Source organism: Caballeronia sp. NCF2, from assembly GCF_023631205.1.
Lineage (GTDB): Bacteria > Pseudomonadota > Gammaproteobacteria > Burkholderiales > Burkholderiaceae > Caballeronia > Caballeronia zhejiangensis.
Window position 1 is genome coordinate 13,507 of record NZ_JALQDN010000082.1, and the last position, 13,629, is coordinate 27,135.

General features: G+C 61.5%; 11 protein-coding genes. All 11 read right to left on the reverse strand.

Annotated features, from left to right (window positions below):
• Positions 1–6: 6 nt before the first annotated feature.
• The 11 genes from NCS02_RS31815 to NCS02_RS31865 are packed head-to-tail and all read right to left on the reverse strand — an operon-like array spanning position 7 to position 11,949.
• Entirely contained in the window at positions 7–2,442 is a 2,436-nt protein-coding gene (locus tag NCS02_RS31815; protein ID WP_250508183.1) for a GspE/PulE family protein, read from the reverse strand.
• Positions 2,443–2,445: 3 nt separating this feature from the next.
• Positions 2,446–3,054, reverse strand: a complete 609-nt coding sequence (locus tag NCS02_RS31820) for a hypothetical protein (protein ID WP_250508184.1) — start codon at positions 3,052–3,054, stop codon at positions 2,446–2,448.
• Positions 3,041–4,327: a type IV pilus inner membrane component PilO gene (locus NCS02_RS31825; protein ID WP_250508185.1), complete on the reverse strand. Its 1,287-nt coding sequence runs from the start codon at positions 4,325–4,327 to the stop codon at positions 3,041–3,043. Before NCS02_RS31825 ends, NCS02_RS31820 begins: the two co-directional genes overlap by 14 nt.
• Positions 4,328–4,340: 13 nt before the next feature.
• Positions 4,341–5,969 (reverse strand): type II secretory pathway protein, encoded by a 1,629-nt coding sequence (locus NCS02_RS31830; protein ID WP_250508186.1) that lies wholly within the window; start codon positions 5,967–5,969, stop codon positions 4,341–4,343.
• 5 nt (positions 5,970–5,974) lie between these two features.
• Entirely contained in the window at positions 5,975–6,634 is a 660-nt protein-coding gene (locus NCS02_RS31835) for a toxin co-regulated pilus biosynthesis Q family protein (protein ID WP_250508187.1), read from the reverse strand.
• Between the two features lie 5 nt (positions 6,635–6,639).
• Positions 6,640–7,065, reverse strand: coding sequence for a lytic transglycosylase domain-containing protein (locus NCS02_RS31840; RefSeq protein ID WP_250508188.1), 426 nt, complete (start codon positions 7,063–7,065; stop codon positions 6,640–6,642).
• Positions 7,062–8,327: a TrbG/VirB9 family P-type conjugative transfer protein gene (locus NCS02_RS31845; RefSeq protein WP_250508189.1), complete on the reverse strand. Its 1,266-nt coding sequence runs from the start codon at positions 8,325–8,327 to the stop codon at positions 7,062–7,064. Before NCS02_RS31845 ends, NCS02_RS31840 begins: the two co-directional genes overlap by 4 nt.
• Positions 8,324–9,124, reverse strand: coding sequence for a transglycosylase SLT domain-containing protein (locus NCS02_RS31850; RefSeq protein ID WP_086968994.1), 801 nt, complete (start codon positions 9,122–9,124; stop codon positions 8,324–8,326). Before NCS02_RS31850 ends, NCS02_RS31845 begins: the two co-directional genes overlap by 4 nt.
• Positions 9,117–10,367 carry a TraB/TrbI/VirB10 family type IV secretion system protein gene (locus NCS02_RS36515; RefSeq protein WP_250508190.1) on the reverse strand — a complete coding sequence of 417 codons (1,251 nt, stop codon included), beginning with the start codon at positions 10,365–10,367 and terminating at the stop codon, positions 9,117–9,119. The genes NCS02_RS31850 and NCS02_RS36515 overlap by 8 nt, the downstream gene beginning before the upstream one ends.
• Positions 10,368–10,369: 2 nt before the next feature.
• Entirely contained in the window at positions 10,370–11,242 is an 873-nt protein-coding gene (locus tag NCS02_RS31860) for a TrbG/VirB9 family P-type conjugative transfer protein (RefSeq protein ID WP_250520365.1), read from the reverse strand.
• Between the two features lie 2 nt (positions 11,243–11,244).
• Positions 11,245–11,949: a VirB8 family type IV secretion system protein gene (locus NCS02_RS31865; RefSeq protein WP_250508191.1), complete on the reverse strand. Its 705-nt coding sequence runs from the start codon at positions 11,947–11,949 to the stop codon at positions 11,245–11,247.
• Positions 11,950–13,629 lie beyond the last annotated feature (1,680 nt).

Here is a 13,629-nt window from a genome sequence, read left to right on the forward strand (position 1 = left end):
CTAGGTTTAGACCATCAAGCCATCGACGCCCGGCATCACGCGGTACTGCGCGAACGACTGCATCGAGCGATTGATGAATTGTGGGTCAATCAAACCGCGCGAAGCCTTGAAAAGAGCATGTTCATATAGCGTCTTTCCAGTCATATCCGCGTTATCGAACCCGGTACGTCGCGCGCCGCGCCAAACTGCGCGCGCACCTGCCCAGTCGCGCTCGGCGACACGCTCCAGAAATTCCGGGGTCGGGCGATACAACTCGGCCGCCAACGAGGGGCGCTTCGTGCCACCCGCTACCTTCCCGTTGCGCGTGAAAAGCCCTTTGAGTCGGCAGTGCTCGCAGCCATCGTAGTTGCGGCATGCCATCCGCGAGGTGTCGAGGCCGAACTTCGTGCGCAGCAGTTCAAGGTCAGCCTTCGGCATGACGTCCTCCGCCGGCAGCTTGCAATGCTCGCAAAGCGTCGGGATCAGCTTCTGATTGCCGACTGCATTGATGAACCCCTCGGAAGCGAGCTCGTCGATCGGCAGTTGCAGCCGCCCGCCTGCCATACGCATCACGGCCGCGATGATGTCGCCGGCGTGCAGCGAGAATCGCACCGGGTGACCGGTCAGCGCCAGTTCAGCTACCAAGCCCATCACGACGCGGTCGCGCACTTCACCGATGGTCAAATCGTCCGGGTCCTGCCGCATCAGCGTTCGAATAACTTCCGCGTACTTGCGGTTCGCTTCATCGTCGGTCTCGTCCGGGCGGCGGATGATCGAGTAGTCTGACAGCCACGGCATCGGATACTCGGACGGCTCGTTCACCGCGAACTGCTTCTTGAGCTCCCGATCCGGCAGCATGTACGAGAGCGCGCGCAGCGTTGTCGTCTTACCGGAACCGGTCTCGCCGGTGAGCGCCGTGATGCCGCCGCTCACAAAGTTGAGCGTTTCGATCAGCTCAAGCTGGCTCTTCTCAAGGCCCATGTCTTTGGGCAGCAGCACCGAATAGTTCTTGAAGTTGCCGTCGAGCAGACGCAGCGTGACGTCATAGCCGCCAACGAGCGGGGATGACTGCCAGCGCAAGTTGACCGTGTCCGTCTTGACGACCAGCGGAATCATCGCCGACTGCGGCGCGCTCGGCTGGAAGCTGTTGCCCGAGTTCGTGTTGCGCTGAACGAGATCGCTGTACGCCGCGAACAACGCCCGACGCACGATGGCCTTCGGCATGCGGCTGAACGTGTACATGTCGCCGTTCACGCGAAACCGAACTTCGACCTCGTTGTGAAACTCGCGTGGCTCAAAGTGAATGTCGCTCGCGCCGTATGCATGCGCGGCCTCAACGATGTCGCGGAAATTGCCGATCGCCCGGCTCGCTTCGCGGACCGTGGAGTTCGCAGACGCAGCTGCCTTCCCCGAGTAGATCGCGGCGATCACGGCATCGGTCGCGATCATCTCCTCGCGCATGAGAATGTCGTTCGCACCCAGATCCTTGATGAAGGTTGCGTACTGGGCCTTTTCCGCAAATCGTGCGGTCGCCACCGTGATTGCCACGCCCGGCTGCAGTTCGACGGCCACAAACTCCTTGCGCGCGGCCGCAGGAATGCGCAGCGCGGCATCGTCATCCGCTACGGTCAGAATGCGCTTGAAGTCAGGAAGTGAATCGGGCGACATGAGTTCCGGCCGCCCGGAAGACAATCCACCGCCCTCGGGTTGATCTTCGTCTTCCGCTGGCTGTTCCTGCTCTGCCTTCGTGGGCGCAGACATCGACTTTTTCTCGGCGGAGGCGATAGGCCGCTGAGGAGCGACATCCGCTTGCTTCTCGAACGCAAGCGGGCTCGCGTTTGCACCAGACCGGCTGCGCGTGTCAGAAGGCGAATCGTCCGCGGCGCCAGCATCGTGCGCAAGGTCTGCCGACGGCGCTACCACAGGCTGGGGTTCAGGCTGTGGCGCGTAGCTGGATTGGGCAGCGGCCGCCACCGATTCGACTGTCGAGGCTGCGCCATTCACTTGCACGCCGTGCTCCCTGGCCGCCAACGCCGCAGACATACTCGCGAAGGTGGGTCGTTCGAAACTGGGCGGGACGAACGGACGAAAGGCCACATCTTCATCGGTCACACCGGCCAGAGCTTCGGATCTATCAGGCACCGCCTGCGCCGGCGAGTGCCAATCATCGCCAACCTCTGTGCTCTCGACGTCCTCAATGTCGCCCCCCGACAGCGCGCGACCGAGAAACGTGACTTGGGGATTCACCGCGCGCGTGCTCACCGGCGACGCTTGCTCGGTTGCCGTTTCGGCCAATATTCCCCGCCGTTTGCGTTTTCCCGCAACCGGCTCACCGGCCGCGAACTTCGGTTCCGCACCCGTGCCGGGCTCAATGAAGCTCGAGCGCGGTGCGCGAAACCGCTTCAGGAAGCCACCACGCGGAGTGTCCGGCGTGCCCTGCTCTTCTTGTGCGAAAAGACCCATTTCTTATTTCCCAAACGGTACGAAGGTGGAAGCCGTCGGCGCGATGCCGCCCGGAGGAAGCGGCGATGACAGATCAGTGATCGCCCTGACGGCTGGCGAGTCCGGAATCCCGGCGGGCGCGTCGGAGGGCGCAGCGATGGTCTCTGTCCAGTGGCGCTTGCCGTCGACAAGATTGACGGTGAAGCCGTCGATGGAGGCGACGGTCCAACCGTTGAGCAAGCGGCTGCCGCTGCGCGCGGTATAAGTCGTCCCTTGATAGTCATACAGCACGTAGGAGCCCGACAGGTCGGAGTACGCGCCCACGAAGGTTGCTGCAATGACGCGCTTCGACGGGACACTGAGCTTGCGCTCAAACTTGGGCGCGGCTGGTGGGACCGCCGGCACCGGCGCAGCCGTTGCGCCGAGGGGCGAAGCAAGGCCGCCGCCGTTGCCCGGTGCTGCTGCCCCGCCTTGGCCACCTTGCGGACCCCGCATCGAGTCGACGAGCTTTGCGCGCGCGAGCTTGTCAATGTCGTCCAGCGTGAGATGACTTTCCTGCGAAACCGCCGCGCCGGCGACGAACGTGAGCGCACCGAAGCAGGCGGCCCGCGCTGGCCACTTAGTTGAGAACATAGTATTTACCCTTCGCAGTGAAATGCACCCCGGTACCGTCCTCTTTCAGCTCAACGTCGAGGGTGTCCAGTGCCATGTTGTCAGGCAGGCGCGCGAGCAGCGCGCTTTGCCACTTGTATCCGTCGATCTGCCACGTGCCGCGCTGCACGAGCGGCCCCTGCACTTCGCCAGCCGTCGGTTGTCGCGCAATGAGACGCTCGGCGGGCTTGATATCAACGACGTAGCCGTGGCTATCGAGCGTGTCCGGCTTGGTGGAAAGCTTTTGCGGATCGGTCTGCAAGGTCTTGATTAGAGCCTGCTGAGTCGGCCACGTCGCTTGTTGGGCGAGCGCGACCCGTTCAGCGACGGTTACTTCAGGACCCCGCGCGGTCAGATGCCAACCGTCCGGGTTAAAGACGACCGGTCGCAACGACTCCGGCACGCGTGCATCGAATTCCTTGAACGTGCCGCCCTGCCGCTTGTAGGTTGCGATGCAGGGGCCCGAGATCGTGCAGGACGCTTTCTGAAACTGCCATCCCGCAACGTTGGTTTCTTGCGCGCCAAAGCTAGCGAGCAGCTTTGGTGCAAGCTGATTGGCAAGTGGAGCAGGCGCGGCCAGCGTGCGCATGACAGCCGACTGGTATTCCTGCATGAACGTCGGCGGGGGTGCCGGCGGCGGAGGCGGCGGGTTGAGCATCTCAATCAACTGCTTGCCGCCGAAGAACACGGCAGCGAGGATGACGAGCAACGGCACCGTCGTTGGCACCGCCACCGGGACCTTCTTGATTAACCCGACCTTGGGCGCAACGAGCAGCTCGCGAAGGTCGAACGACTCGTCGACCGCGTGCAGTTGCGCGCCGTAACCCAGGGTCGCCAGTTCAAGCCCTGCTTTCGCGCACCCGTCCTCGATCTCGTCTCGCCGATCGGGAAGCGCATTAAGGGCGACTTCCTGATCGAGCGAAACAGCGCCGCGCTGCACGAGCACCAGATGCACGCGTTCATCGTTCTGTAGAAGAACGAGTACCGCCGGACGCCGACGAACGCGGTCCAACGACGCGATACGAGCAGCGGCGGAGTACAGCTTGCCGCCCTTGCGCTGCGAAGGTTCCAGTTCGCAGAATCCGACAATGGTTTCGTCGTTCGCCTTGTACTCGGTGTAGTGCGTCGCGCCCGACTCCTCGACGTAATGTCGGCGTTCGGCGCGAGCGCCCTTGGCGGAATAAGCGCGCCAATCCAGCCCGAATACGAGCCTGGCGCCCTTTTCTCCCGGTATGGATTCGAAGTGCAAAGGCATTTTTACCCCGCGCTCACATCGACGGGACGACGGTTGCCGTCAGCATGATCACCTGGAACGTACGACCCTTATTCCACGCGCCCGAAAGACCACCGATGCCGTTGTTGCTGCTGCCGTCATAGCGATTGCCCACCGCGCCGTACAGCACAACCGTCTGTCCATCGGACAGTGCAATGGTCTGGTCGTCCTTGTTGCCGATGATGTCGGGCAACTGGATCTGCTGCAGCGTGTCGCCCGAACCGGTGCTGATGGTTGTGAACGGACCATTCAGCTTCGAGCTATCGCTCCAGTACGACAGGATGATCTGGTTGTGGTCATTGACCGACGGCAGGATGTTCACGAAGTCACCGACCGTCACCGACCCCGGTTGCAGACCCGGCACGCCAGCAGTACCGCCCGAGATGGAACCGAGGCTAGGCGTTGTTGCAGCGAGGTAGCCCTTTGTCTCGAAGGATCCGATCGAAACCGGCAAGCCATTGAGCGTCATCTTCGTTTGGGTGTTGTCCTGAACCGTTTTGCCGAAGGCGTTTAGGCCGCTGATGACTGCGTTGGTGCCTTCCATGGGCGAACCCGGCTTCAAGACGGACAAGCCCACGGTGCCGCCAATTGCAGTTGCCAACGACGCGGGCGAAGCAACCGAGATTGAATAGCGCTTCAGGCCGTCCGAGATGCGGTTGAAGACGATGTCGGCGCTCACGCCGGCTTGCGACGAATTGCTCAGATCGACCTGCAGGGTACGGACTCGCAGAGCGACTTGACGGGTCGAGATCGCGTTCTCGCGCGCGAGCAACGCGCCCATGCGATCGACGGCTTCCTTGGTGTCGTGAACCATCACCAGGCGGCTTTGTGGATTGACCACGACTTCGCCGAGCGGCGACTTCAGCTTTTCCAGCTCCGACTGGATGATCGCAATTTGGTCAAACGCGCCATCGCGTCCGGTCGACGTGATCGACGAGAAAGACCCGGTATTGCCCGACGTGCCGCCCGTGGTGCCACCGGATGCCTGGTTGCCGGTCGACGTATCCGTGCCCTTCGACATGGTGGACTTGATGGACACCTTGCCCGGGATCGCCGCGATCGTGAACGTCTTGGTGACGAACCGGCTGATGGAAATGGTGCTGCCATCGAACGTCCAGTCGAGGCCAAGGTTTTCCGTCACGCCACGCAGATATGCGCCTACCTTGCAGTTACACGCCTGCGCGTACACCGGCTCAACGTTGGACTTTGCCATCGCTTGCGGCTGCATCGGGGCGCTCTGCCCGTTCCCGCCGTTGGTCTTCGGAATCAGCGCGTCGCGCGGAATGAACACATCCGGGCTCAGATGCACCGGATAACCGGTAGCCGTCGAAACGAGCGTGGCGATCTTGGACAGCGGCAGGTTGCCAGGAAAGACGACCGACTTTTCGCGGAAGATCGCCGGAAGTGTCGCTTCATAGGCGACTGGCACCAACCGGTCGCCGAGGAACGCGGTCGGCACTTCCTCAACGAGCGACATCGACTCGGGGCCGTTGCCCATCGCGCGCGTGGCTTCAGCATTGGTCGCGTCATACGCATGGTTCACGTCCGATTGAGAGACAGCGCAGCCGGTAAGCGATGCAGCCACGAGAATGGCAACGGCAGATTTGGTTTTCGTGAGACGCATGGCGGTTACTCTTGGCAGTTGGCTGCGCGTGCGACGACGCGGATAACGTTATTGGTGTGCTTGCAGACGCGCGTGGGCGTGCGCATGTGGTTAGTCGCCTGCATCACTTGCGTGAGCACCGACTTGAAGTCGCCCGAGAACGTCGCGTTGAACTCGAGCGGCAGGTCGTCATCGATCTTCCAAGCGAGTTGCCAGCCCTGCTGCTGCAGCCAGCGATCGAGCGCGTTGCGCATGTTGATGTCCTGCGGCGTGATGGAAAAGCTCAAAAGTCCACCGGGGGCCGTCGCACCGCCTTGGGACGGCACAACGACCGGAGCGACGTCCAACGAGCCGACAGGTGACGGCGCGGCAGCACCCGGAAGCGCCGAAGGCGCAGCGCCACCGATCGCTGCCTTGAGCGCGGCAGGAGAAGCGGGAGCAGCGGGAACAACAGGGACCGCAGCCGCAACGTGCGCAGAAGGCGCCACCATCGCGAGCTGTGCGACCGGCGCCTTTGCGACCGGCGCGGAGAGCAGTTGCCAACCGTCACCGGGCGGCGGCGCAAGGCGAGACTGATCAGGTTCCGCTGCGGCAAGACCCGATACGGTCGTCAGTGCAAGACACGCGAACAAGTGGGCCACCATGCGCGCGGTGCGATGCGTTTGAAGAGAAAAAGTAGGCGTCATGTTGGTCAGTTCGCGCGTTGCAGGCGGCGGTAAATGTTGTTGGCGTAGATGAGCTGCTTGTTCGAGGAAACGGCGTTGTAGGCACCGACCGCTTTCCATGTCGCACCGAACTGCTTGATGTTCGAAGCGAGGATCCAGGTCCCCACATAGGCGTTCACGCAGGCATCGAACAGGTGTTGCCGGGTGATGCCGAAGCGCCCAAGTTTTGGAAGCCAGGACGAGTTGATCTGCATCAACCCAATGTCCTCGCTTCCATCGATATTGCGGTTCGTCACATACGGGCGCATACCCGACTCCTGCTGCGCGATCGCGCGTACCACTTGAACGCTGACGCGGTGATAGCGCGCGGCATCGTCAAGACAGTCGGCACGCGCATGCACGGAGACGGCCGCGCAAAGCAGCGTCGAGATGTGAATCAAAGTCCGGTTCATGACGCGGGCCGATCGAAGAACCGCACGTCATGTTTGCGCAGCACGTTGACAACGTTGCCGTCGGCGTTAACGATGAACTGGTCGGCGGTGCCGTTGAATTTGTAAAAGCGGCCCTTCTGCTCGCCCGACCCCATGTGCCCCACGTCGGCGACCGTCACCTTGCCGACGGTGTCGGCAAACTTGAAGAACGTCGAGCCGTTTTCGGCGAACACGCTTTGCAGAGCGGCCTTGTTCGCAGTGTCGAACTCGTAAACGGTTCCGGCGACACGCGCGACTTCGACCTTGTCGGTGCCGTTCGAGATCGTGAAACGCTCCGCGCGGTTGAACGTAACCACGTCGGTCGCGTCATCCCACTTCGGACGCAGCGATTTGCCGTCTTGCCCCGTCACCTTCAACTCCGCAGCGGGCTTGGCGGAAAACTTGATTTGAATGTGGCTGTCGTCCCCGTCGCGGATCGCCACTGCGCCCAGCTTGGCCGCGAGGACTGAACCTAATGCGGCAGATGTCTGCGCTTCCGCCTTCTTCGCGATATCGCCGATGGGATCGGCCGCAGCGCTAGCGCTAGCGCTTGACGCGGGCGCCGGAGTTGCAGCGACCTGAGACACCGGGGCGACGTAGTTGACCGCGACTGACTGTGGAGCCGAGCGGCGAAGTGTTACATGGTGAGAGTTGAAATCGACGTCGGCGTACAGGTCGGACGCGGCCACCAGCCGATCGAGCGACTGCATCCAGTTCTCGCCATCACGCGTGCCGAAGCTCGTCGACGTAGTCAAGTCGATGTCTTTCTGTGCCGACCCTGTCCAGCCCTGCGGCACCAGCGCTTTGACCAGTTGTGCGAGCGGCAGCGTGGCGTTCAGAGGCCGCGTGCTCTCGAGGCTGCTGCGCGGTCCGATAAGCGCGAGCCGACCGGAAAATCCGGTGAATCCCGCAGGGGTCTCGGTGCGCGCCTTGTCGCCAATGAATCGATTCGCTTTCTTCCAGTAAGCGGTGGCGCTCGAACCGCCAGCCGAGTAACGAATCACCTCGGGCGTGCCCGGCACAACGATGTACGGACCCTGACTGTGGCCACCGTCGACGCGCAACACCTGGCCGGCGCGCGGTTGGAAGTACGTGTCGCTGCCGTCGTTGAAGACGAGCGCCGGTCGTTCAAGCACATTGCCCGCGATCTCGTAGTCAAAGTCGAGCGGGTCCGTGCCAGCGGCCGCTGCGTTGAGCGTCACCGCGGCGAGCGCGATAGTGAGAAGAGAGAGCGTGTGCTTCATAGACCGCGTTCGATTTGAGATAGGTGCTTCACGAAGCGCGCGAGGTATTCGCGGCCCGGTGCGGGATTGGCGCTGTGGTAATACGCGACGGCCTTGACGGCTGAGTGCGTGAGGCGGTAGTTCTCGTTGAGGATGTCTTCGGCCACGCGGATGTTGGTCGCCGGCGCGAGCGCATCCCAAGCACTCTTGAAGCGCTTACTGTGGTATCCCCAGTTCACTTGCATCAGGCCAATGTCGAAGTCTGAACGGCCGTTGCTGATGAGGTATCGAATGGCTCGGTACGCGTCCTCGCGCGTGCGGAAGAAAAAGCCGCGACCGGCAACGTTTAACGTCCACGGCCATGCGCGCCCGTTATAGGCGGACTCGTTCAGCGCGATACCGGCGAGAATCTTGGGATCGACTGACGTGTGCATGACGTCGAACGGCGCTTGCGCGGACGCGCAAGCCCAGCCACCTTGCCGCTCTGCGATGCTCGCTTGTGCGTCATCGGTAAGATTCGCGGGGCGCAGCCACCCGGCTTTCACAAAGAGGCTTTCGAGGCTGACCGGCGAGCCGTCGATGCTCACGGCAACGCCACCGGAAGCAGCTTCGACCGTTTGGCCCTCAAAGCGGTTAGCCCATGCGAGGAACGGCTTCAGCCCGCAGGTGTAGACCGGCTCGCCCGGCAGCTCGACGATTGCGCGCTTTACGCCGTCATCGAGCACGATGCGCGTTGGGCTGATGATCGAATCGATGATTGCAGCATGGGCGCCGAACGCCATGACAGACAGGCATGCCGCCGCGAGAGCCTTACTCATGGTACGGCTCCATCACGATGTCTTGGGTGACCTGCACCAGAAACTTTTGGCCGGGCTCCACCGTGATCGTCGGCGGGATGTTCTGGTTGCGTTGCATGACGGTCTGGGCCGTCGCGGCCGCGACCTGCCCTGCCGTGTCGCCATATGTCGTGACGCCGTTAGGCGTCGCGGTCGTCGCCGTCTGCGAGCTGCTGTCGAACGCCTTCAGCAAAATCGCCGTAATGAAGCCCGCACCAAAGATCTTCAGGAAGTGGTTGTTCACGTCGCCCGAGAACCCGGCGTAGCCGTTTTGGTCGGCACCTTGCATACCGTTGAGCGGCACGCTCTTGCCGTTGGGCAGACGCAAACTCGTTGAGGCGACCAGCAGACGCTCCTGACCGACTTTGACGTCTGCGCTGTACATGCCGTTGATGAACGCGCCCTTCGGAATCATCAAGCAGTCGCCGCGCAGGCTGTCATACACATCCTCGTCCACCATCAACGCCACGCGACCCGGCTTGTCCGAGTTAAGCCCCTCAACCGTCTTGACGTGGATAACGTGCGGCGGCGTCAACGTGCAGCCCGTCGACCGGCCATTGAAGGTTGTCCGTTCGATGCCGCCGCGCGAACCCGCATCGCGGAGAAAGGCGCGGTCGCGATCTTCGGGTGCCTGGCCCTGCTTCGCCAAGGCGATCGCCATCGCATCGGGAGTGTTGGCTCCCGCAGCGTTCCGAGCAGCTCGCACCTCGTCCAACGAAGGGACGCCAGCGGGGAGTACGCCGGTCGACGAGTTCGCCGAACGCGACGCGCCTGCCTGCTTGAAGATGGAAGACGTATAGATCGCGTCTTGCGCCGCTTGGCGGGAAAGCTCGCGCGTGTCGGTGCCCGAGCCTGCGACCTCTTCCTTGAAGTCCGCACCGGTCAGCATCGGTTTGATGGCGGGCTTCGGAGCCGCTGCTTCAGACGCTGCGCGAGCGGCTGCCTCCGACGCCGCTGCTTCGCGCTGCTGACGGATCGTCTGGTCGATGTCGTTGTTGTTCGCGGCAGTGGGCGTCTCCGTACTCGACTTGAGTGCGGTCGCCCTCTTAATGCGCGCTTCTTCGTCTGCTTTGTTCGTCGCCTGTAGCTGGTAGTAGAAGCCGAGGCCGCCAATCACAACCGCAGCCAGAATGCCGATGCTCATGATCGCATTGCGCGGCGTCTTACCTTTGACGAGTGCTTCTTGCTCCGCGCTGGGCGTAGCCGAGTCCGGTTTTTTCGCCACGATCAAAACACCCCAAACAGGCGACGGCGGCCGCGCGTCACCTTGACCTCGTCCTTGCCGGAACGCAAAACGATCTCGTCGGCCAGACGCTGAAGGACGAGGAAGTCGCCGCGGCGAATGAAGTTCGCAACGACGCGATCGCCATGATCGAGAATGAATGGAACCGGCCACTCTTGTGCCTTCGCCGGCATGCGCATCCAGACTGCGTGGCCGTCGTCGAAAACGGTTTCCGGCGTGAACTCGGCGCGGCCATCGACGCTGTAGTCCCAGTTCAGCTTGTCCGGCGCCACACCGATGCTTCCAGAATCGGCACCGCCGCGACTGCCAGTCGCCGTCGCGTCGTCGCGTGCGCTGACGCGAGCCATCGGCGCGCGCGGGTATTGGAAGCGCACCGTCTGATAGAACATCCCGCCCGCCGGCGACGCGATAAGCGTGAAGTCGTACTCGCGCAGATTCGTCGTCAGATGCAGCGTGTTGACTAGATCGGCCTTGTGCGGCTTGATGAAGACGTGGTTCATCTTGTCGTCGTCGATTTCCCACTGGACGCTGTCGCCCATCGCGGGGTCAGCAATCAGCTTCTCGCCCTTTTCCAGTTCGATCGTCGTCAGCTTGAGCGGTGCGGTCAGCACGCGGTAGATCTGGTCGCGGCTGTACGGGAAGACGCCGATGCGCGCATCGCCCGGCATCGTCAAAGGATCAGCGCCGCCGTTGAACGGATTGATCGGGCTCATGGGGTCGCCAGCAACCATCGCGGCATTGAACGCCGAGTCGCCGCTGGCTTTCTTAGCTAGAGCCGGTTGCGTGAGGAACGCTGCGCACACAGCGAGAAGGCACATGCCGATGACCGGCCGTTTGTTGAGAATGGTTGCGGTCATGCTTATGCGGTCCGCTCAAGGCGGAAGAACGGAATGAAGATGCCGAAGGGGTTCGTCGTCAGCGCCTGCTCAGCAGTGGGCGCGACGATTTGATAGCGCAACGTCAGCGCGTACGACTTCACGTCCGGCTTGCCCGTGGCGCCAGCCTGCGAGGTCGTCGTCGTGAATTCGACGAGTACAGTTGAGTCTTCGAGCAGCGCGATGTTGCGCACGTCGACTTCGCGGATCAGTTTCGGGTTTGCCGTGATCTGCTGGAACGGTGTGTCGGCCTTCAACCAGTCGCGGAACTGACCGGCTGCTGCGCCGATCATCTGTGCCTTCACCGCGTTGATGTTGGCGGTCATGCGCGAAGTCTCGAGGCGGTCCGACAGCACCGGCTCGATCGTGAACCAACGAACGGCCATGTCCTTGACCGTCGTGCGCACAGCTTGCGAGTCGGGCTTGTAGGCGACGAGCTCGGTCACGATCGGGTGCCCGCCGGTATCGGCAGACACGCCCACAACGCGAGTGACCGAAGGCGCAGGTTGCCGCGTCCATACCGCGCCGATGGCAATCACGGCAAGGCCGAACGAAATCAGCATCCAGCGGTTAGCCTCGAGCTTTAGCTTCGTGCTTGTCTCGAAGATAACTTGGCTCGGATCTTCCTCCGCGTACATGCCAGGAGCGGTAGACAGCGCGGACCGACGCTTGTTTTTAAAAAGACGCATGGCAACCCTTTATGAATGGTCACCATTGAAACAGCACGAGCGTCCTCCGTTTTTTCGAAAGAAGGCTAATTTCGTGCGCCATTTCCATGGTCTAGCGCACAGTCCGCATCAGAACCAACGCGCGGTTGCCATGATGGGCGGCATTTCATAATATGAAAAGCGTGCCGAATAAGAGGGATGTGCATATTCGGCACGTTTTGTAACAACGTCTTTTTCCTTTAAATACAAGGACGTGACGTTGGGCACGGCGAAAACGGGACACTCTCCGGAGAGCGTCTCTCATCGTCCACGGAATCGTTTGAGCCCTTGTCTTAGTGAGCCAAGAACCTCCCGTGCCAAGGTGTGCGTCGAAGGCGGTTGAGTCAAAACACCATCGCGGAGGCTAACGTTCCTGTCGGCGCCGGGCCGGAAGGTAGGCATCCGTTGTTCGAGTATTGCTGAAACAACCGCACGTACCTGATTAAACGGGCTGGAACTTCTTTGCCCGGCGGCGTCGATTCGTAGCACGCCGTGCTCCTCGATCGTCCAGATGTCGCCGTTCGCCCCTGCAAAGGACTGCCCTGCCAAGGCTCGCACTCGTTCCATTTGGTGTTTCTCTTTCTCGCTCATCCTGCTTGCGGGCGGCGGCCTCCTCATCAGCATTCATTCGCGCAGCAAGAAACGAGTAGTCGACCGGCCGATGCAGCAGCGCTAGTAGATAGGCGAAGGCATTCGACACCTTAGGTGATTGCAACTGCTTTCGCGCGTGGTTGACGACGTCTGAGAGCAAGTGACCGCGCTCCCGCGCCCGCTTCATCAACGCACAGACACCAAACGGAGTAAGCAGCCGTCCTTCTACTAGCCAGCAAAGGTCAGTCGGCAAGGAGACGGAATTTTCGTTTTTTAGGTCGCCTGAGTCGCACTGTCGTGTCCTTCAAAGAAGATTGTTTGGGTTCGCTGTTTACATATCGGAGCGGTACGCATCGGCTTCACGACCGTCTGCCTGTTTGGCTGCTTCCAGCGCTTCTGCGCGCGAGAGACCGAGAACTGACTATCCAACCCGTGTGAACCGATCGTGCTGATGGAGGTCATCGGGGCCCTGCTTTGCGAACAATGATGCCTGCGCCCGTCTCGATACTCGGTCGCACGCTTGATCCGCATCGACGCGATTGTCTTCCGTAATTGAAAACGCCAAAGGGTCGTCGATACACCACCGTGAAAAATCGGCGCCAAGAAGTGGCTACGCGCAAATGCGGAAGCGGCGTGCGCACCGTATTGATCGATGCAAAATGACCACCATAGAGGTAGCTCAGATTGACCTCGGCGGCCATCGAACTAGTGATTGTTTCGCTGGCGAACAAGAGTGGCGAGGGGAAACTACGCAGGCTTAGCGTGTGCACCGGAAAGGCTGAAGAATGCCTGACACCTGCCTACGGTCGATGCTTGTTCGGTCCTTGCTACACGAGGCGATGCTTGCACCACGAACCTGAAGGTGGCGAACTTTTAGGTTTGCAAGTCAACCGAAGTTGTCCTGGTTACATCTGCGTAAAGGATCTGCGAAGCTCCGGTTGCACCTGCCGTACTGCGTTGCACACGCGGTATCTTGCGACGTTAGCGGCTCATATAGAGGTGGCCTCGGTAGTTCGGACAGCTTTCTCAGATTTTTAAGTGGAGCGTCCGAGGCAATCATGCTGCCGATTT

Coding starts and splice junctions, on each gene's coding strand:
- NCS02_RS31820 (WP_250508184.1), bottom strand. CDS start 3,054: ATGTTCTCAACTAAGTGGCCAGCGCGGGCCGCCTGCTTCGGTGCGCTC.
- NCS02_RS31835 (WP_250508187.1), bottom strand. CDS start 6,634: ATGACGCCTACTTTTTCTCTTCAAACGCATCGCACCGCGCGCATGGTG.
- NCS02_RS31845 (WP_250508189.1), bottom strand. CDS start 8,327: ATGAAGCACACGCTCTCTCTTCTCACTATCGCGCTCGCCGCGGTGACG.
- NCS02_RS31865 (WP_250508191.1), bottom strand. CDS start 11,949: ATGCGTCTTTTTAAAAACAAGCGTCGGTCCGCGCTGTCTACCGCTCCT.
- NCS02_RS31860 (WP_250520365.1), bottom strand. CDS start 11,242: ATGACCGCAACCATTCTCAACAAACGGCCGGTCATCGGCATGTGCCTT.
- NCS02_RS31840 (WP_250508188.1), bottom strand. CDS start 7,065: ATGAACCGGACTTTGATTCACATCTCGACGCTGCTTTGCGCGGCCGTC.
- NCS02_RS31815 (WP_250508183.1), bottom strand. CDS start 2,442: ATGGGTCTTTTCGCACAAGAAGAGCAGGGCACGCCGGACACTCCGCGT.
- NCS02_RS31830 (WP_250508186.1), bottom strand. CDS start 5,969: ATGCGTCTCACGAAAACCAAATCTGCCGTTGCCATTCTCGTGGCTGCA.
- NCS02_RS31825 (WP_250508185.1), bottom strand. CDS start 4,327: ATGCCTTTGCACTTCGAATCCATACCGGGAGAAAAGGGCGCCAGGCTC.
- NCS02_RS31850 (WP_086968994.1), bottom strand. CDS start 9,124: ATGAGTAAGGCTCTCGCGGCGGCATGCCTGTCTGTCATGGCGTTCGGC.